This is a genomic window from Geodermatophilus sp. URMC 64 (assembly GCF_053502555.1).
On record NZ_CP199955.1, the window covers coordinates 5,343,854 to 5,361,590 of the forward strand.

15 protein-coding genes are annotated in these 17,737 nt (G+C 74.3%); 7 read left to right on the forward strand and 8 right to left on the reverse strand.

All coding sequences use genetic code 11. From position 1 onward, the window contains the following. Nucleotides 1-652 precede the first annotated feature (652 nt). The 4 genes from ACWIYF_RS26220 (at nucleotide 653) to ACWIYF_RS26235 (ending at nucleotide 4,665) form a co-directional block, all read left to right on the forward strand. The gene (locus tag ACWIYF_RS26220) at nucleotides 653-1,282 is read left to right on the forward strand and encodes a helix-turn-helix domain-containing protein (protein ID WP_448625759.1); all 630 of its coding nucleotides are present in this window, start codon (nucleotides 653-655) and stop codon (nucleotides 1,280-1,282) included. Between the two features lie 175 nt (nucleotides 1,283-1,457). Further along, nucleotides 1,458-3,197, forward strand: coding sequence for a 2-isopropylmalate synthase (leuA, locus tag ACWIYF_RS26225; RefSeq protein WP_448625760.1), 1,740 nt, complete (start codon nucleotides 1,458-1,460; stop codon nucleotides 3,195-3,197). 54 nt (nucleotides 3,198-3,251) lie between these two features. Continuing rightward, a complete protein-coding gene (locus ACWIYF_RS26230; protein ID WP_448625761.1) occupies nucleotides 3,252-3,782 on the forward strand; it encodes an RNA polymerase sigma factor in 531 nt (176 codons plus the stop codon). Further along, nucleotides 3,775-4,665 carry a VOC family protein gene (locus ACWIYF_RS26235; RefSeq protein WP_448625762.1) on the forward strand — a complete coding sequence of 297 codons (891 nt, stop codon included), beginning with the start codon at nucleotides 3,775-3,777 and terminating at the stop codon, nucleotides 4,663-4,665. Before ACWIYF_RS26230 ends, ACWIYF_RS26235 begins: the two co-directional genes overlap by 8 nt. A 69-nt stretch (nucleotides 4,666-4,734) precedes the next feature. On the opposite strand, the gene ACWIYF_RS26240 is transcribed toward ACWIYF_RS26235, so the two are convergent. After that, entirely contained in the window at nucleotides 4,735-6,549 is a 1,815-nt protein-coding gene (locus ACWIYF_RS26240; protein WP_448625763.1) for an ABC-F family ATP-binding cassette domain-containing protein, read from the reverse strand. A 119-nt stretch (nucleotides 6,550-6,668) separates the two neighbouring features. Between ACWIYF_RS26240 and ACWIYF_RS26245 the strand changes: the two genes are divergently transcribed. Then, nucleotides 6,669-7,427, forward strand: coding sequence for a hypothetical protein (locus ACWIYF_RS26245; protein WP_448625764.1), 759 nt, complete (start codon nucleotides 6,669-6,671; stop codon nucleotides 7,425-7,427). A gap of 103 nt (nucleotides 7,428-7,530) precedes the next feature. Here the strand turns inward: ACWIYF_RS26245 and ACWIYF_RS26250 are convergent, their stop codons facing one another. Genes ACWIYF_RS26250 through ACWIYF_RS26270 form a run of 5 tightly spaced genes read right to left on the reverse strand, consistent with a single transcriptional unit; the run spans nucleotide 7,531 to nucleotide 12,810 of the window. After that, the gene (locus tag ACWIYF_RS26250) at nucleotides 7,531-8,412 is read right to left on the reverse strand and encodes a transglutaminase family protein (RefSeq protein ID WP_448625765.1); all 882 of its coding nucleotides are present in this window, start codon (nucleotides 8,410-8,412) and stop codon (nucleotides 7,531-7,533) included. Then, complete coding sequence (locus ACWIYF_RS26255; protein WP_448625766.1) at nucleotides 8,409-9,353, reverse strand: alpha-E domain-containing protein; 945 nt, start codon at nucleotides 9,351-9,353, stop codon at nucleotides 8,409-8,411. The genes ACWIYF_RS26250 and ACWIYF_RS26255 overlap by 4 nt, the downstream gene beginning before the upstream one ends. Further along, nucleotides 9,347-10,981, reverse strand: a complete 1,635-nt coding sequence (locus ACWIYF_RS26260; RefSeq protein ID WP_448625767.1) for a circularly permuted type 2 ATP-grasp protein — start codon at nucleotides 10,979-10,981, stop codon at nucleotides 9,347-9,349. Before ACWIYF_RS26260 ends, ACWIYF_RS26255 begins: the two co-directional genes overlap by 7 nt. Before the next feature lie 54 nt (nucleotides 10,982-11,035). Next, nucleotides 11,036-11,800 (reverse strand): class I SAM-dependent methyltransferase, encoded by a 765-nt coding sequence (locus ACWIYF_RS26265; RefSeq protein ID WP_448625768.1) that lies wholly within the window; start codon nucleotides 11,798-11,800, stop codon nucleotides 11,036-11,038. Beyond that, on the reverse strand, nucleotides 11,797-12,810 hold the full coding sequence (locus ACWIYF_RS26270; protein ID WP_448625769.1) for a methylenetetrahydrofolate reductase C-terminal domain-containing protein: 1,014 nt from the start codon (nucleotides 12,808-12,810) through the stop codon (nucleotides 11,797-11,799). Before ACWIYF_RS26270 ends, ACWIYF_RS26265 begins: the two co-directional genes overlap by 4 nt. A 108-nt stretch (nucleotides 12,811-12,918) precedes the next feature. Here ACWIYF_RS26270 and ACWIYF_RS26275 point away from each other — a divergent pair, with 108 nt between their 5' ends. Further along, entirely contained in the window at nucleotides 12,919-13,923 is a 1,005-nt protein-coding gene (locus ACWIYF_RS26275; RefSeq protein WP_448625770.1) for a pirin family protein, read from the forward strand. 4 nt (nucleotides 13,924-13,927) lie between these two features. Then, entirely contained in the window at nucleotides 13,928-14,893 is a 966-nt protein-coding gene (locus tag ACWIYF_RS26280) for a pirin family protein (RefSeq protein ID WP_448625771.1), read from the forward strand. 84 nt (nucleotides 14,894-14,977) lie between these two features. On the opposite strand, the gene ACWIYF_RS26285 is transcribed toward ACWIYF_RS26280, so the two are convergent. Continuing rightward, entirely contained in the window at nucleotides 14,978-16,663 is a 1,686-nt protein-coding gene (locus ACWIYF_RS26285; protein ID WP_448625772.1) for an ABC transporter ATP-binding protein, read from the reverse strand. Beyond that, on the reverse strand, nucleotides 16,660-17,736 hold the full coding sequence (locus ACWIYF_RS26290) for an ABC transporter permease (protein ID WP_448625773.1): 1,077 nt from the start codon (nucleotides 17,734-17,736) through the stop codon (nucleotides 16,660-16,662). Before ACWIYF_RS26290 ends, ACWIYF_RS26285 begins: the two co-directional genes overlap by 4 nt. Nucleotide 17,737: the final 1 nt, after the last annotated feature.

The window sequence follows — 17,737 nt, forward strand, 5'->3', positions numbered from 1 at the left end:
GTCCGCCATGGACGGCGGGCGCCTCCGGTGGCGGCCAGGGCGGCGCGGCCGGCGGCGTGGTGGTGCTCTCGGCCGCAGCCGATGACTCCGCGTCCCCGCTCGCCGGCGGGGGCTGCGACCCGGTGTCCGCGGTTCCCGGCGAAGCCGACGTCCTCTCCGGCCCGGTGCTCGGCGCGGCCGACGTCTCCGTGGAGCCGGCTGTCGGTGAGGCGGACGGGTCGGACTCGCTCCCGCAGGCCGGCAACAAGGCCAGCGACAGCAGGAGCGCGGGGACCAGGGCGCGTCGATCCTTCATCCCGGAGCCTTCGTTCGGGGCTCCCCGCCGGAGCCGTGTGCTCAGAAGAGGGGGGAACGTGAGGTTCCGATACGAGTTCTCTCGCCACTTCGGTCGGGGACGGCGTGCCGCGACGATGCGTCCCCCTCCCGCTGCGTGCCTCCAGACCGATCCACCGGCTCCTCGACGACACCCACTACCGCCCGCGTCCCCCGTCCTGCCTCTCCCCGGCACGCTGGTGCTCTGAGTGCCACTGCACTCAGAGCACCAGCGTCCTGCCATCACTGTGTCGCGGACCCTCCGTCCACAGCCACGCAGCCGCTCCACAGATGCGGTCTCTCGATCCATCGGACGTCACGCCGGGCCGACCATCGCGCCGTGCCGGACTTCGACCTCGTGGGCGCGCTGAGGCGGATCCGGCGGGCGGCGGACCTCTCCCAGCGCGAACTCGCCGCCCGGTGCGAGATCTCCCAGTCCGCGATCGCCCAGGCCGAGAGCGGTCGACGTGACCTCCCGGTGGGGATCATTGCTCGAGCCGCGGAACTGGCCGGAATGCGGCTGGGGTTGCTGGACGCCGCCGGCGTTGTAGTGACGGGCATGGCCGACGGCGCTGTCCGCGACCAGGCGGGTCGGCGGTTCCCGGCCCACCTGGACACCCGCTACGGGGACCAGTACTGGTGGCACGGCGACGAGCGCTACAGCCGGGAACAGCCCTGGTACACCTTCGACCGCGTCCGGGAATGGCGCGATATCCGGCGCGACCGGCTCGGCACCCCGGACGACCACCAGTTCCCGCAGCCAGGGGACTCGCCGGCGGAACGGCAGGCGGCCCGGGTCCGGGCAGCACGGCTGCGCCGCCAGGACGCGCAGCAGCGCTGGCGCGAGGAACACCGCGGCCCGGGGACACCGCCGTGGACGTGCGAATGTCCGCCGGAGTGCGCGGAACTGGACATCGGCGAACGTCCGGTACACGCCGCGGGCTGCCCGTGTGGGTGCGACGTGGACTGACTCGCTGCTACCGTGGGGGCGTGCGCGGCAGCCTCCTGCTTACCCGCCGCGGCGAGGCCCTCTCCTAGGTCGGCCCCCTCGCCGCGGAGACTTGCCGTGACCGAGTGCGTTCCCGGCGCCTGCTGACCGCCCCACAACGGAGCTGAGTCCAGCCCGCGCCAGAGGAGCCAACCCAGTGAGCAACCCCAGCACGCACCCGCACGTACGCAATCCGCAGCAGCCCTCGCGGATGCCGATCCACCGCTACGCCCCGTTCACCCCGATCGACCTGCCGGACCGCACCTGGCCGAACCGGGTCACGACCGTCGCCCCCCGCTGGTGCGCCGTCGACCTCCGCGACGGCAACCAGGCGCTGATCGACCCCATGACCCCCGACCGCAAGCGGCGCATGTTCGAGCTGCTGGTCCGCATGGGCTACAAGGAGATCGAGGTCGGCTTCCCGGCGGCCAGCCAGACCGACTACGACTTCATCCGCCAGCTGGTCGAGGAGGACCTGGTCCCGGACGACGTCACGGTCCAGGTCCTGACCCAGGCCCGCGACGAGCTGATCGAGCGGACCTTCGAGTCGCTGCGCGGGGCCAAGCAGGCGATCGTCCACCTCTACAACTCGACCAGCACGCTGCAGCGTCGCGTCGTCTTCAACTCCGACCGCGCCGGCATCGTCGACATCGCCGTCCACGGCGCACAGCTGGTCCGCAAGCTGGCCGAGGACATGGGCGACACCGAGATCCGGTTCGAGTACTCCCCCGAGTCCTTCACGGGCACCGAGCTGGACTTCGCCGTCGAGGTCTGCAACGCCGTCACCGACGTGTGGGAGCCGACGGTCGACCGGCCGACGATCATCAACCTGCCGGCCACCGTCGAGATGGCCGAGCCCACCGTCTACGCCGACCAGATCGAGTGGATGCACCGCAACCTCGGCCGCCGCGACGCGGTCGTGCTGAGCCTGCACCCGCACAACGACCGCGGCACCGCCGTCGCCGCCGCCGAGCTGGGCTACCGCGCCGGTGCCGACCGCATCGAGGGCTGCCTGTTCGGCAACGGCGAGCGCACCGGCAACGTCGACCTGGTCACCCTGGGCCTGAACCTGTTCAGCCAGGGCGTCGACCCGCAGATCGACTTCTCCGACATCGACGAGATCCGCCGCACCGTCGAGTACTGCAACCAGATCGGCGTCCACGAGCGGCACCCCTACGGCGGCGACCTGGTCTACACCGCCTTCTCCGGCTCGCACCAGGACGCGATCAACAAGGGCTTCAAGGCCCTGGAGGCCGACGCCGCGGTCGCCGGCACGCCGGTCGACGACATGCCGTGGGCGGTGCCGTACCTGCCGATCGACCCCAAGGACGTCGGCCGCAGCTACGAGGCGGTCATCCGGGTGAACAGCCAGTCCGGCAAGGGCGGCGTCGCCTACATCATGAAGACCGAGCACCACCTCGACCTGCCGCGCCGGCTGCAGATCGAGTTCAGCGGAGTCATCCAGCGGCACACCGACGACGAGGGCGGCGAGGTGACCGCCCAGCAGATGTGGTCGGCCTTCAGCGCCGAGTACCTGCCCGACCCGTCGGCGCCGTGGGGCCGTTTCGCGCTGACCGGGCACCGGCACCGGGCCCACGGCGAGCAGCTCGACGAGATGACGGTGGACCTCACCGACCAGGGCGTACCGGTGAGCATCTCCGGCCACGGCAACGGCCCGATCGCCGCCTTCGTCGACGCGCTGAAGGGCCTGGGTGTCGACGTCCGGGTGCTGGACTACGCCGAGCACGCGATGTCCGCCGGCGGCGACGCCCGCGCGGCCGCCTACGTCGAGTGCGCGGTCGGCGACCGCGTCCTGTGGGGCGTCGGCATCGACCCGAACATCGTCACCGCCTCGCTGCGCGCGGTGGTCTCGGCGGTCAACCGGGCCCAGCGGTAGGAGAAAGTTCGGGCTGGGGCGTCGGGGAACCGGGCGCCCGGACGACGACCGGACATGAGCAGCAGCCCGGGGTCGCGCGCGGTGGGTCCACCGCCCGACCCCGGGCTGCTGGCTCTCTACGACCGGACCCTGCCCGAGGTCTACGGCTACCTGCTGGCCCGCTGCGGCTCGCGGGCCCTCGCCGAGGACCTCACCGCCGAGACCTTCCTGGCCGCGGTCCGCGCCGAGGCCGACGGGCGCGGCCCCACCACGGCGGCCTGGCTGATCGGCACCGCACGGCACAAGCTGATCGACCACTGGCGCCGGAAGGAGCGCGAGGAGCGCAGCCTGCGGCTGGTCGAGGGCGCGGACACGGTCGAGGATCCCTGGGACGTCGAGCTGGACGCGATGCGCGCGCAGCAGGTCCTCGACGGGCTCTCGACGCAGCACCGCGCCGTCCTCACCCTGCGCTACCTCGACGACCTGCCCGTGCCGGAGGTCGCCGCCCTCCTGCAGCGCACCGTCCACGCGACCGAGGCGCTGCTGGTGCGCGCCCGCAGCGCCTTCCGCCGCGCGTACGTCCTCACCGGGGGCAGCGATGCCTGACCCGTTCACCCAGCTGCGGCGCCCCGCCGACCGCGCGGAGCCGGACCCGGCCTTCGCCGCTGAACTGCGCGAGCGCCTGCACCGTGCCCTCCTCCAGCAGCCCCGTCCGACCGTGCCCACCGAGCCCACCGGAGGTCCCGCCATGTCGCACCTGACGCCCTACCTCGCCGTCCGTGACGCCCGTTCGGCGATGACCTGGTACGCCGAGGCCCTGGGCGCGCGCGTGGTCGGCGACCCCTACGTCATGGACGACGACCGGATCGGCCACGCCGAGCTCGAGGTCGACGGTGCGCGGCTGTACCTGTCCGACGCCTACCCGGAGATGGGCATCGTGTCCCCCGAGGACGGCCGGGTGTCCGTGTCGCTGCACCTCGCCGTCCCGGACGTCGACGCGGCGATCACCCGCGCCGCCGAGCTCGGCGCCACGGTCGAGCGGCCCGCCCGTGACGAGCCCTACGGCCGCACCGGCGTCGTCGTCGACCCGTACGGGCACCGCTGGATGCTGCAGACGCCGAGCCCCGCGCCGCAGAGCGAGCCGCGGCCACCGGTGCGCCCCGGCGACGCCGTCTACCTGACGCTGCAGGTCCGCGACGGCGCCCGCGCCCGGGACTTCTACGAGGCCGTCCTCGGCTGGTCCGCCGTCCCCGGGCGGGTGCCCGACGGCTGGCAGGTCGAGGGCCCGGTCCCCATGGTCGGCATCGGCGGCGGGTCCGACGAGCCCGGCATGGTCCCGATGTACGCCGTCGACGACCTCGAGGTCGCCGTCGCGGCGGTGCGGACGGCGGGCGGCCTGGCCGGCGAGATCCAGCAGCAGCCGTACGGGCCCACCGTCCTGTGCCGGGACGACCAGGGGCTGCCGTTCTACCTCGGCCAGCTGGGCTGACGTATCTGACGGCGGTGCCCGCCCTCAGTCCGGGTGATGGACGGGGAGCGAGCACCGCAGCGAGGCGGGTCAGCCCTCGGCGACCTCGGCCGCGGCGAGCCAGTCGGTCTCGACGCGGTCCTTCTCGGCGAGGAGCTCCCGCAGCTTCGCGTCGAGCTCCATGACCCGGGTGTGGTCGGTGGCCGCCGCGGCGAGCTCGGCGTGCAGCCGCTCCTCGTCGGCGGTGAGCTTCTCCAGCCGGCGCTCGAGGCGGGCCGCCTCCTTGCGGGCGGTCCGGACCTCCGCCGCCGAGGGGCCGGACGGCACGGGGGTGACGCCGGCCTGCGCGGGCCCGGTGCCGCCGGCGGGACGCAGCTGCGCCTCCCCGGCCGCGCGGCGGGCCAGGTACTCCTCGACCCCGCCGGGCAGCGCGGCCAGCGAGCCGTCGCCGAGCAGCGCGACCACCGAGTCGCAGACCCGGTCGACGAAGTAGCGGTCGTGGCTGACCACCAGCACGGTGCCCGGGAACGAGTCGAGCAGGTCCTCGAGCGCGGTCAGGGTGTCGATGTCGAGATCGTTCGTGGGCTCGTCGAGCACCAGCACGTTCGGCTCGCCCATGAGCAGCCGCAGCAGCTGCAGCCGCCGCCGCTCGCCGCCGGAGAGGTCGCCGACCGGCGTCCACTGGCGGGCCGCGGCGAAGCCGAACCGCTCGGCCAGGGACGACGCGGAGATCTCCTGGTTGCCCAACCGGGCGATGCGGGCGACCTCCTGCACCGCCTCGTGCACCCGCAGCCGCCCCGGCAGCTCGGTGACATGCTGGGAGAGGTAGCCCGCCGCCACCGTCTGGCCGCGCACCACCAGGCCGCGGTCGGGCTGCAGCTCGCCGACAAGCAGCCGCAGCAGCGAGGTCTTCCCGGCCCCGTTGACGCCGACGACGCCGATCCGGTCACCCGGGCCGACGTGCCAGGTGAGGTCGCGGAACAGCACGCGCTCGCCGTCGTCCGAGCGGACGGCGAAGTCGACGTCCTCGACGTCGTAGACGGTCTTGCCGAGCCGGCGGGCGGCGAAGCCCTTGAGGGCGAGCGACTCGCGTGGCGGCGGCTCGTCCGCGATGAGCGCCTCGGCCGCCTCGATGCGGAAGCGCGGCTTGCTGGTGCGCGCCGGCGGGCCGCGGCGCAGCCAGGCCAGCTCCTTGCGGACCAGGTTCAGCCGGCGCTCCTCGGTGACCGCCGCGATCCGCGCCCGCTCGGCGCGGGCGAGGGTGTAGGCGGAGTAGCCGCCCTCGTACGCGAAGACCTTGCCCTCGGCGACCTCCCACGTGGTCGAGCAGACCTCGTCGAGGAACCACCGGTCGTGGGTGACCACGACCAGGGCGCCGACCCGGCTCTTCACGTAGTCGGCCAGCCACGCCACCCCCTCGACGTCGAGGTGGTTGGTCGGCTCGTCGAGCACGAGCAGGTCCAGGGGGCGGATCAACTGGGCGGCCAGTGCCACCCGGCGCCGCTCGCCGCCGGACATGGGTGCCACGGGGGCATCCAGGCCCAGGCGGTCGAGCTCGAGGCCGGTGAGCACGCTGCGCACGGCCGGGTCGGCCGCCCACTCGTGCTCGGCGGCGAACAGGCTCTGCGGCAGCACCACGTCGCGGACCGTCGTCCCCGGCGGGAGCGTGCCGGACTGGTCGAGGACGCCGACGGCGAGGTCCCCGCGGCGGGTGACCCGGCCCGAGTCGGCGTCCTCCCGGCCGGTGAGGACGCCGAGCAGCGTGGACTTGCCGCTGCCGTTGCGGCCGACGACGCCGATCCGCTCGCCCGCGGCGATGCCGAGGGAGACGTCGTCGAGCAGGACGGTCGTGCCGTGCGCCTTGGACACGCGCTCCAGGGCGATGAGGTTCAGCGGCGCACTCATGGGAGCCCCAGTATTCCCGCCCGCTAGTGAGCCCCAAGAGCGCCCCAAGCGATCCCCGGCAAGGTCAGCACCGAACGAGGCACAGCGCCCCACCCGGGGGCGGAACGGGAGGACGGTCCATGAACGCGGCGGTCGCACGGCAGGACTCCGACGGCGCACCGGCGAACCGGCGGCCGGGGCTGCGCCGGGTGCCGCCCCCGGCGCCCGCCCCGGCCATCGTGTGGCTGGCCCGGCTGGCCCACCGCACGGCCGGCGGCCCGGCCGAGCACTCCCTGGTCCTGGTCAACTCCGACCGCTTCCCCGACGGCACCCCCGTGGACTTCAGCGCCCAGGACGCCCGCGGCCGCCGTCCGGCCGGCTGGCTGGTCGACGTCCGCTACCGGGCCTGCGACGGGCGGATCCGGCGGATCGACGTCTCCGAGTCCGTGGCCGCGCCCGAGCCGCCGCTGTGGTTCGCCGAGATCGCGCACGCCGGCAGCGGCGTGCCGTCGGCCTCGCTGGTGGCCTTCGCGGGCGGCGCCTACCCGGCCGGTGCGCTGGTCGGGCCGCACGACGTCGCCCGCCGGGGCCTGCGGATGAGCGACCGGGTGGGCGAGATCCGCTGGTGGATCCGCTCCGGGGTCGTGGAGACCGTCTCCGTCGAGCCGGTGTTCCGCCGGCAGGGCATCGGCCGGGTGCTGGTCGCCGCGGCAGAGGGCCTGCGGACCGTCCGCGGCTGGGCGCCGCTGACCACCGACGGCCGGCTCACCGACTCCGCCGCCGCCTGGCTCGCCGGAGCGCCCGGGTACTGGCGGCCCCGCCTCGCGGAGCGGACCGCGCACCTGCCCGAGGACGACGAGCCCGAGGGCCCGACCGGCGTCGCACGCCTCCTCCGCTGACGCGGCGCCGGTCACGGGAGCTTTTTCGGGCTGGAGCACCGCGCGCATGGCCGGGCGGGGGCCCGGCCGGGTGCTTCAGCCCGAAAAAGCGCCTCTCGGGGCTTCAAGCAAGGCGGGTGACCTCGACGGTCACGGCGTGCCCCTCGCTCGTGGGACCGGAGAACAGGCCCTTGAACGGCGGCACGTCCCCGTAGTCGCGGCCGCGGCCGATCGTCACGTGCCGCGGCCCGATCTCGACGGCGTTGGTCGGGTCGAAGCCGGTCCAGCCGCCGTCCCACCACTCCACCCAGGCGTGGCTCTCCCCCGTCACCGGCGCCCCGATGGCCGCGTCCGGCTGGGGGTGCAGGTACCCGGAGACGTAGCGCGCCGGCAGGCCGAGCGCCCGCAGCAGCCCGATGGTGACGTGCGAGATGTCCTGGCAGACGCCCTTGCCCGTCGTCCAGGCCTGCATGGCGTTGGTCTTCACGTTGGTGGCGCCGGAGAGGTAGGCCATGCGGTCGCGGACGAACCGGCAGACCAGCGCGCCTGCCTCGTGCGGGTTGGCGCCGCCCACGGCCGCCCGGGCCTCCTCCACGACCGAGTCGTCCATCGCGGTCAGCGGGGTGGGGCCGAGCAGCTCGCCGAACCGGTCGCGGACGTCGCGGCCGGCCAGTTCGGGCCAGCCGAGGAAGCGGTGCAGGGCCGGCTCGGGCCCGGCCTCGACGATCGACGTGCCGGTGATCAGCAGCTCGCGGTGCGGCACGTGCAGGTCGAAGGCGGTGACCGTCGTCCCCCAGTAGTCGCGGTAGGGATAGGCGGTCGCCGCGGGCTCGATCTCGATCCGGGAGCGCAGGGTCGTCTGCCGGCTCGAGTTCTCCGGGGTCAGCCGCGCCTCGTTGTAGGACGAGCGGACCGGCCCGCTGTAGGAGAAGCGCGTCCGGTGCACGACCTGCAGCCGCCACCGCTGCGCGGACAGCCGCGGCCCCTGCACCTGCGTCTGCGTCACCCGACCTCCTCCGGCACCCACACCTGCGGCGCCTGCTCGGTGAAGAACCGGTGGGTCACGGCCGCGCTCGCCGCCGAGCAGGTGCGCTGCAGCTCCTCCAGCCGGGCCGGCAGCCCGGCGAGCAGCTGGTCGGGGGCCATGAACTCCAGCATCGTGCGCGCACGGCCCACGATCCGGTGCGCCTCGCCGGCCACGCCGACCCGGGTCGCGTCGCGGACCGGCGCGCGCTCCAGCTCGGCGAGGCAGGCCTCGGCCTGCTCGAGCGCGGCGAACACCGACCGCGGGAACAGCCGGTCCAGCAGCAGGAACTCCGCGGCCCGGCCCGAGTTCACCACCCCGCGGTAGGTGCGCAGGTAGGGCTCGTACGCGCCGGTCGAGCGCAGCACGAGCGTCCAGGAGGGCGCGGCGTCCCCTGCCAGGACGCGGGTGGAGATCATCCGCGCGGTCATGTCCACCCGCTCCAGCGACCGGCCGAGGATGAGGAACAGCCAGCTCTCGTCGCGGCTCATCGTGGCGTCGGCCAGGCCGAACACCATCGCCGAGCGCTCACGGACGAACCGGAACAGCGAGTGCGGGCCGTACCGGCGGGCCATCGTGCGCTGCTGCGGCAGGGCGTTGTGGGTGACGTTGAGCGACTCCCAGATCTCGGCCGAGAGCACCTCGCGGGCGCCGCGCGCGTTCTCCCGCGCGGCGGACAGGGCCCCGACGATCGAGCTGGGGCTGGTCCGGTCGAAGGCCAGCGTGTCGAGCACCCGCTCGGTGTCGGCGCCGCCGTCCGGGGCGCCCATGAGCGCGAGCAGGTTGGCGCAGGCCCGGCGCTCGTCGATCCACGGGTCCTCGACCAGCCGCTGGGTGTGCACGTCGAGGATGCGGGCGGTGTCGTCGGCCCGCTCGACGTAGCGGCCGATCCAGAACAGCGACTCGGCGATCCGGCTCAGCATGATGGCCTCGCCCGGAGGCTCGACCCGAGCTTGCGAGGGTTGAGAGGGGCGAGGTCCTTTGTCTGCTGCTGCTGCTGGGACTGTCCGGCCGCCAGGTCGTTCAGCGGCCCGGCGTCCGGGGTGACCCCGGGCAGGTCCTCGGTGCTGAACTCGATGCGGGTGAGGTCGGGCTCCTCCGGCTGCTCGGTGGCCGGCCGCGGCGGGCTGATCACCCAGGTGTCCTTGGAGCCGCCGCCCTGGCTGGAGTTCACCACCAGCTCCCCCTCCGGCAGCGCCACGCGGGTCAGCCCGCCGGGTAGCACCCACACGTCCGAGCCGTCGTTGATCGCGAACGGCCGCAGGTCCACGTGCCGCGGCGCGATCCGGCCGCCCACCAGCGTCGGCACGGTCGACAACCCGATCGGCTTCTGCGCGATCCAGTCCCTCGGTCTCGCGCGCACCTTGGCGGCCAGCTCGGTCAGCGTCCGCTCGTCGGCGTGCGGGCCGATCACGATGCCCTTGCCGCCGGAGCCGTCGACCGGCTTGAGCACGAGCTGATCCAGCGAGTCGAGCACCCAGGCGACGGTGTCCTCGTCGTCCAGCCGGTGGGTCTCGGCGTTCTGCAGCACCGGCTCCTCGCCGAGGTAGTAGCGGATCAGGTCGGGCACCCACGTGTAGAGCAGCTTGTCGTCGGCGACACCGTTGCCGACGGCGTTGGCGACGGTCACCCGACCCGCGCGGGCGGCGTTGAGGACGCCGGCGCAGCCGATCACCGAGTCCGGCCGGAAGTGCACCGGGTCGAGGAACTCGTCGTCGATGCGCCGGTAGATGACGTCGACGCGGCGCTGGCCGTCCGTCGTCCGCATGCTGACCTGGTTGCCGGCGCAGACCAGGTCGCGGCCCTCCACCAGCTCGACGCCCATCTGGCGGGCGAGCAGCGCGTGCTCGAAGTACGCCGAGTTGTAGACGCCCGGCGTGAGGACGACGACCGTCGGGTCGGTCACGTTCGACGGCGCCGAGGCCTTGAGCGCCGCGAGCAGCCGGGTCGGGTAGTCGTCGACGGGCTGGATGCGGTGGTCGGCGAACAGCTCGGGCAGCACCTGGCTCATCGCCGACCGGTTGGTGATCACGTAGCTGACGCCGGACGGCGAGCGCAGGTTGTCCTCCAGCACGCGGAAGTCGCCGGCCTCGTCGCGGACCAGGTCGATGCCGGCGACGTGCACGCGGACGCCGTTGGGCGGCACCAGCCCGTGCGCCTGGCGGTGGAAGTGCGCGCTGGTGGTGACCACGCTGCGCGGCACCACCGTGTCCTCGAAGACCTCCCCGGCGCCGTAGACGTCGGCGAGGAACGCCTCGAGCGCCAGCACCCGCTGCGCGACGCCGCGCTCGATGACGTCCCACTCCTCGGCCCCGATCACCCGCGGCACGATGTCGAGCGGGAACGGCTGCTCCTCGCCGGCGTGCGCGAAGGTGACGCCGGCGTCGCGGTAGGTCTGCGAGAGCAGGTCGGCGCGGGCGGCCAGCTCCTCACCGGCCATGGGCTGCAGGGAGGCGAAGAGTCCGGAGTAGGCGGGCCGCGGAGAGGTGGGCGCGCCGAACATCTCGTCCCACTGCCCACCCAGGGGGTAGCCGTCGAAGAGGTCCGCCATGGAGCGCAACCTAGTTCGGCCGTGTGTCCAGCGCGTTTCGAAACGACGACCTGGTCAGCGCGCCGCCGCGACGCCGAGCCACGGCCGCACCGCGCCGTCCCCCAGCAGCCGGGCCATCCGGCCGGCCTGCTCGCGGGCCTGGCGCAGCGCCGGCTCGTCCCCGTGCCGGCGCGCGACCTCCTCGTCGACGGCGTCCGCGCGCTCGTCCCAGCCCGGCGGGTTGTCGTGCAGGTCGGCCTCGGTCGCCTCCAGCAGGGCGAAACCGGCGTCCGCGAGCAGCCTCTCCAGCTCGCCGGACGAGGGGAACTCGTTGCCCTCGGGCGCCGGGCCGGTCAGCGGGCCGTCGGCCACGAAGACGAGCAGCCCGAGGCGGCCGCCGTCGGCCAGCACCCGGCGCAGCTCGGCCAGGGCGGCCGCCTTGTCCGGCAGCGTGCACAGCACCCCGAGGCACCAGGACGCGTCGAAGCAGGCGTCGGGGAAGGGCAGCGCCTGGGCGGCGGCGACCACGGCGGGCAGGCCGAACAGCCGGCGGGCGGCGGCCACCGCGTCGGCCATCGGCTCCGCGCAGACCGGCCGCACGCCCCGTTCCCCGGCCAGCCAGCCGGCCGGGCCGCCGACGCCGGCGCCGTCGTCCAGCAGCCGGGCCCCGGGCCGCAGCGCCAGCCGGTCGGCCAGCCACCGCAGGGCGCCCTCGCTGCCGCTGCCGCGGCACCCGGCCGGGACGGCGTGCTCCGGCCCGAGCGCCCGCACCGCCTGCTCGGTCCAGGCCGCGACGGTGCCGAACTCGGCCTCCATCGCCTCGCTCGCAAGTTCGCTCACCCGCGGATCCTTCCCGCCACCTCGGCCTTCACCCGCGCGCCGTCGTCCTCGCCGGCCGCCGACGCCAGGCCGGAGAGGTTGACGCCGACGACGCCGGGCACCGCCAGCAACGCCCGCGCCTCCTCCACCGCGGCGGCGATGCCGGCCTCGCGGGGGTCCGGCGCGGCGAGCACCCGCTCGACGGCGTCGCCGTCCAGGTGCAGGCCGGGGAAGCTCTGCAGCACGCGGGCCGAGCGCTCGTCGGTGTAGACCGCGACGCCGGCGAGGAACGGCAGCGTCGCGCCGGCCGCCCGGGCCGCGGCGACGAACGCGGCCACCCGCGCCGGCGTGCCGACGTGGTTGAGCACGCACAGCGCGGCCCCGGCCCGCTGCTTCTGCACCACCCGGGCCGGCCGCAGGTCGACCGGCGGCGCCTCCGGCGACTCGGCGACGGCGGCCGACAGCCCCGCGCGCGCGGCGAGGGCGGCCAGCCGCGTGCCGTCGAGGTCGAACACCTGGCTGACGCCCGGCCGAACCGAGACCCCGCGGGCGTCACCGGTCACGCAGAGCACGCCGTCGACGCCGAGCGCGGCCAGCCCGGTCAGCTCCTGCTCCAGCACCACCCGGTTGCGGTCGCGGCAGGCCAGCGTCGTCCAGAGCCGGCCGCCCGCGGCGAGCGCCTCCGCGGCGAACATCGTGGGCGGGAAGTCGGGCCGATTGGCGTGCTCGCCGATCAGCAGGCCGTCGGCCACCGGGCTCAGCACCTCGACGACCCGGCGCAGCGAGCCGCGGTCGAAGGGGGCGACCGTGAGGTCGGCCAGCACCACCGGCCCGCTGCGCGCACGGTCGAGCAGGCCACCGGGCCGGGGCGGCGGCACCGGCTCGGGCAGGTCGTCCCACGTCACGAGCGGGGCGTCGACGAACACGCAGGCGTGCTCGGCGACCTCGCACCGGCCGTCGTCCCGGACGCCGCCGCACGGCCCGAACACCATCCGCTTCGGGCAGCCGAGGCGGCCGGCGGCGTCGTCCACGGCCCCGATCCTCCGACGGATCGATTCCCTCCGCGCGAGGGGGAACACTGGGGCGCCCGACAACGCTACAGTGCGCACTAGTTGAGCTCTCAACCGAGGAGGCCCGGCATGCCGGCCATCACCGTCGAGGACACCACCACCCTCCCCCGCGTCCCCGTCCCGGCGCCGGGCACGGTGCAGCGCCGGGTTCGGTCGGTCACCACCGCGCCGTCGGGCTTCGAGGGCGAGGGCTTCCCCGTCCGCCGGGCGTTCGCCGGGGTGGACCTGCGCGACCTGGACCCGTTCATCCACCTGGACCAGATGGGCGAGGTCGAGTACGCGCCCGGCGAGCCCAAGGGGACGCCGTGGCACCCGCACCGCGGCTTCGAGACCGTCACCTACATCATCGACGGCACCTTCGAGCACGCCGACTCCCACGGCGGCGGCGGCACGATCAGCAACGGCGACACGCAGTGGATGACTGCCGGCGGCGGTGTCCTGCACATCGAGCGCCCGCCGGAGCACCTCGTCGTCACCGGCGGCCTGTTCCACGGCCTGCAGCTGTGGGTGAACCTGCCCAAGGCGCAGAAGTGGGTCGAGCCGCGCTACCAGGACCTGCGCGCGCACGACTCGGTGCTGCTGGCCAGCCCCGACGCCGGCGCGTTCCTGCGCGTCATCGCCGGGGACGTCGCCGGCCACACCGGCCCGGGCAGCACCTACACCCCGATGGCGATGGTGCACGCGACGATCGCGCCCGGGGCGACCCTCGAGCTGCCCTGGCGACCGGACTTCAACGCGCTGGTCTACGTGCTCTCCGGCGCCGGCTCGGTCGGCATCGACAAGCACCCGGTGCGCACCGGCCAGCTCGCCGTCTTCGGGCCCGGCGACACGATCTCGATCCACGGGGCGCTCCAGCAGGAGTCGCGGACCCCGGCGCTGGACGTCGTCATCCTCGGCGGGCAGCCGATCCGCGAGCCGATCGCGATGTACGGGCCGTTCGTGATGAACACCCGGCAGGAGGTCCTGGACGCGTTCACCGACTACCAGGCCGGCCGGCTGGGCGTGATCCCCGCCCAGCATCTCCCGCACGCCGCCGTCCAGGGTGAGACCGGACAGCCCGGCGCCGAGGAGTGACCCGGTGAGCAACCTCGACCGGCGGCCCGAGCCGCGGGAGCTGGGCGGGCTGGAGCAGACCTCCGCCCGCCCGGCGCTGGACCTGCTGCCCGGCCGGGAGGTGCTGCTCGGCGAGAGCACCCGCGTCCGCCGGCTGCTGCCCACCCTGGGGCGGCGGCTGGTCGGCGCGTGGGCGTTCGTCGACCACTACGGCCCGGACGACATCACCTCCTCGCCGGGGATGCAGGTGGCGCCGCATCCGCACACCGGGCTGCAGACGGTGTCCTGGCTGCTGGAGGGGGAGGTCCACCACAAGGACTCCCTCGGCAGCGACGTCCGGTTCCGGCCCGGCGAGCTGGCGCTGATGACGGCCGGCCACGGCATCGCCCACTCGGAGCAGTCACCGGCCGACCACCCGCGCTTCCTGCACGGCGCGCAGCTCTGGGTCGTCCTCCCCGATGCCTCCCGCGACGTCGCGCCGGCGTTCGAGCACCACGGCACGCTGCCGGGATTCACCTCCGACGGGCTGTCGGCGACCGTGCTGATGGGCTCCTTCGGCGGGGCGACGTCCCCCGGGACGGCGTACACCCCGCTGGTCGGCGTCGACCTCGACCTGGCCGCGGGCGCCGACGTGGAGGTGCCGCTCGAGCCGGACTTCGAGCACGGCGTGCTGGCCGCGTCGGGGTCCGCGACGGTCGAGGACGTGCCGCTGGCCCACGGGACGATGGCCTACCTCGGCAGCGGCCGGCGGACCCTGCGGGTGCGCGCCGACGAGCCGGCCAAGCTGCTGCTGCTCGGCGGCGAGCCGTTCGAGGAGCGGATCGTCATGTGGTGGAACTTCGTCGGCCGCTCCGGCGACGAGATCGCGGAGTTCGCCACGGCGTGGAACGAGGACGGCGGCCGCTTCGCGCCGGTCGTGGGCTACGACGGCGACCGGATCGAGGCCCCGCCGCTGCCCCCGCTCCCCCTCGTCCCCCGCGGCCGCGTCTAGCCGTCGGCCGAAGTGGCCACTTTGGCCGTTCTCGGGACGTGAGGGACGCGCCCTGGGGCCAAAGTGGCCACTTCGGCCCCAGGCTCACTCGTCGGCGCGGAGGGCGGCGAGATGGGCGCGGCGGCGGGCCTGCTCGTCGGGGTCGGGCACCGGCAGCGACGCGAGCAGCCGCTGCGTGTACGGGTGCTGCGGCGCGCCGAGCACCTGCTCGCCGGTCCCCTCCTCGACCAGCTGCCCCCGGTAGAGGACGGCGATCCGGTCGGCCAGCAGGTCGACCACGGCCAGGTCGTGGCTGATGAACAGCGCCGCGAAGCCGAGCTCGCGCTGCAGGTCCTCGAACAGCTCGAGCACCTTGGCCTGCACCGAGACGTCGAGCGCCGAGGTCGGCTCGTCGGCGATGAGCAGCTCCGGGAACAACGCCAGCGCGCGGGCGAGCGACGCCCGCTGCCGCTGGCCGCCGGAGAGCTCGTGCGGGTACCGGTCGCCGAAGCTCTTCGGCAGCTGCACCGACTCCAGCAGGTCGTCGACCCGCTTGCGCGCGCCGGCGAGGTCGTCGTGCCGGCCGTGCACGATCAGCGGCTCGGCGACCGCCTCGGCGATGGTCAGCAGCGGGTTGAAGCTGGTCGCCGGGTCCTGGAAGACGAACCCGATCCGCTCGCGCACCGGCCGGAACGCCTTCTCCTTGACGCCGTTCATCTCGGTGCCGAGGACCGAGAGCGACCCGTCCGTCACCTTGGTCAGGCCGGCGATGGCGCGGCCGATCGTCGTCTTGCCGCTGCCGCTCTCGCCGACCAGGCCGAGCACCTCGCCGGGGCGGATGGCGAAGCTGACGCCGTCCACGGCCGTGAAATCCGGACGGCGGAACCGGCCCGGGTAGACGATCCGCAGGTCGCGGGCCTCGACCACCGGTGCCGCCGACTCCCACCCCGGCTCCCGGCGGGCGGCCCGCTCGGCCGCCCGCGCCGTCCCCTGCCCGATCCGCGGCACCGAGCCCAGCAGCTGCTTGGTGTAGTCGTCCTGCGGCTCGCGGAACAGCGTGCGGACGTCGGCCTCCTCGACGATCCGCCCCTGGTACATGACCGCCACCCGGTCGGCGAGGTCGGCGACCACGCCCATGTTGTGGGTGATCAGCACGATCGCGGCGCCGAACTCGTCCCGGCAGCGGCGCAGCAGGTCGAGGATCTCCGCCTGCACGGTCACGTCCAGGGCGGTCGTCGGCTCGTCGGCGATGATCACGCCGGGGTCGAGCACCAGCGCCTGCGCGATGACGATCCGCTGCTTCTGCCCGCCGGAGAACTGGTGCGGGTAGTAGTCGATCCGCTCCTCCGGGTCGGGGATGCCGACCCGCCGCAGCACGTCGATCGCCTTCGCGCGGGCCTCCGCCCGGGACAGCCCGCCGTGCGCGCGCAGCCCCTCGACGATCTGCCAGCCGACCTTGTAGACGGGGTTCAGGACGCTGCCCGGCTCCTGGAACACCATGGCCGCGTCCCGGCCGCGCACCTCCCGCAACTGCTTGCCCGAGAGGGAGACGACGTCGTGCTCGGCAGCGCCGTCCTTGCGGGTGAGGACGACGGCGCCGCGGGTGGTCGCCGTCTCGGGCAGCAGGCCCAGGATGCTGCGGGCGGTGACGGTCTTGCCGCTGCCGCTCTCCCCGACGATCGCCAGCACCTCGCCGGCCTCCACCGAGAGGCTGACGTCCTGGACGGCCTCGACCGTCCCGGCGTCGGTGGCGAAGGAGACCGCCAGGTTGTCGATGTCGACGACGGTCATCGCGCGCTCCCCGGTTCCAGCCCTGCAATTCCCCCGGGTGCGGCCAGCGCGCCGCCGGGCACGACCGCCACCTCGGCCAGCCCCTCCGGCTCCCCCTCGGCGACGCGGCGGCGGGTGCGCAGCCGCGGGTCGGCGAGGTCGTTGAGGCTCTCGCCGACCAGGGTCAGCCCCAGGACGGTGAGCACGATCGCCGTCCCCGGGAACACCGAGGTCCACCAGATGCCGCTGCTGACGTCGGAGATCGACCGGAAGAGGTCGTAGCCCCACTCGGCGGCCGCGGTCGGCTGGATCCCGAAGCCGAGGAAGCCCAGCCCGGCCAGGGTCAGGACCGCCTCCGAGGCGTTGAGCGTGAGGATCAGCGGCAGCGTGCGGGTCGCGTTGCGCAGCACGTGCCGGGTCATGATCCGCCAGTTGCTCGCGCCGATGACCCGCGCCGACTCGACGAATGCCTCGGCCTTGATCCGCACCGTCTCGGCCCGCACCACCCGGAAGTACTGGGGGATGAACACCACGGTGATCGAGATGGCGGCGGCGAGGATGCCACCCCACATGCTGGACTGGCCGCCGCTGATGGCGATCGCGACCACGATCGCGAGCAGCAGGCTCGGGAAGGCGTAGATCGCATCGCACAGGACGACGAGCACGCGGTCGACCCAGCCGCCGAAGTAGCCGCTGACCAGGCCGAGCAGCACGCCCGCGACGATCGAGAGCAGGACGGCGACGAGGATCACCAGCAGCGCCGTGCGGGCGCCCCAGATGACCCGGGACAGCACGTCGTAGCCGCCGACCGTCGTGCCGAGCCAGTGCGCGCTCGACGGCTCCTGCTGGGCGCCGAACGTCCCGTCGGGATCGCGCAGCTGGCCGTACTCGTAGGGCGCGAGCAGCGGCGCGAAGATCGCCGCGATCACGAAGACCGCCATGAGCACCAGACCGGCGACCAGCATGCCGCGCTGCAGGCCGACGCTCTGCCGCAGCTGGTGGACCACCGGCAGCCGCCGCCAGGAGCGGCGCCGGCGCGGAGCGGGCGGGGTCGAGGCGTCGGTGGAGGCCGGGGCGGGGGCCGCGGTGGCCATG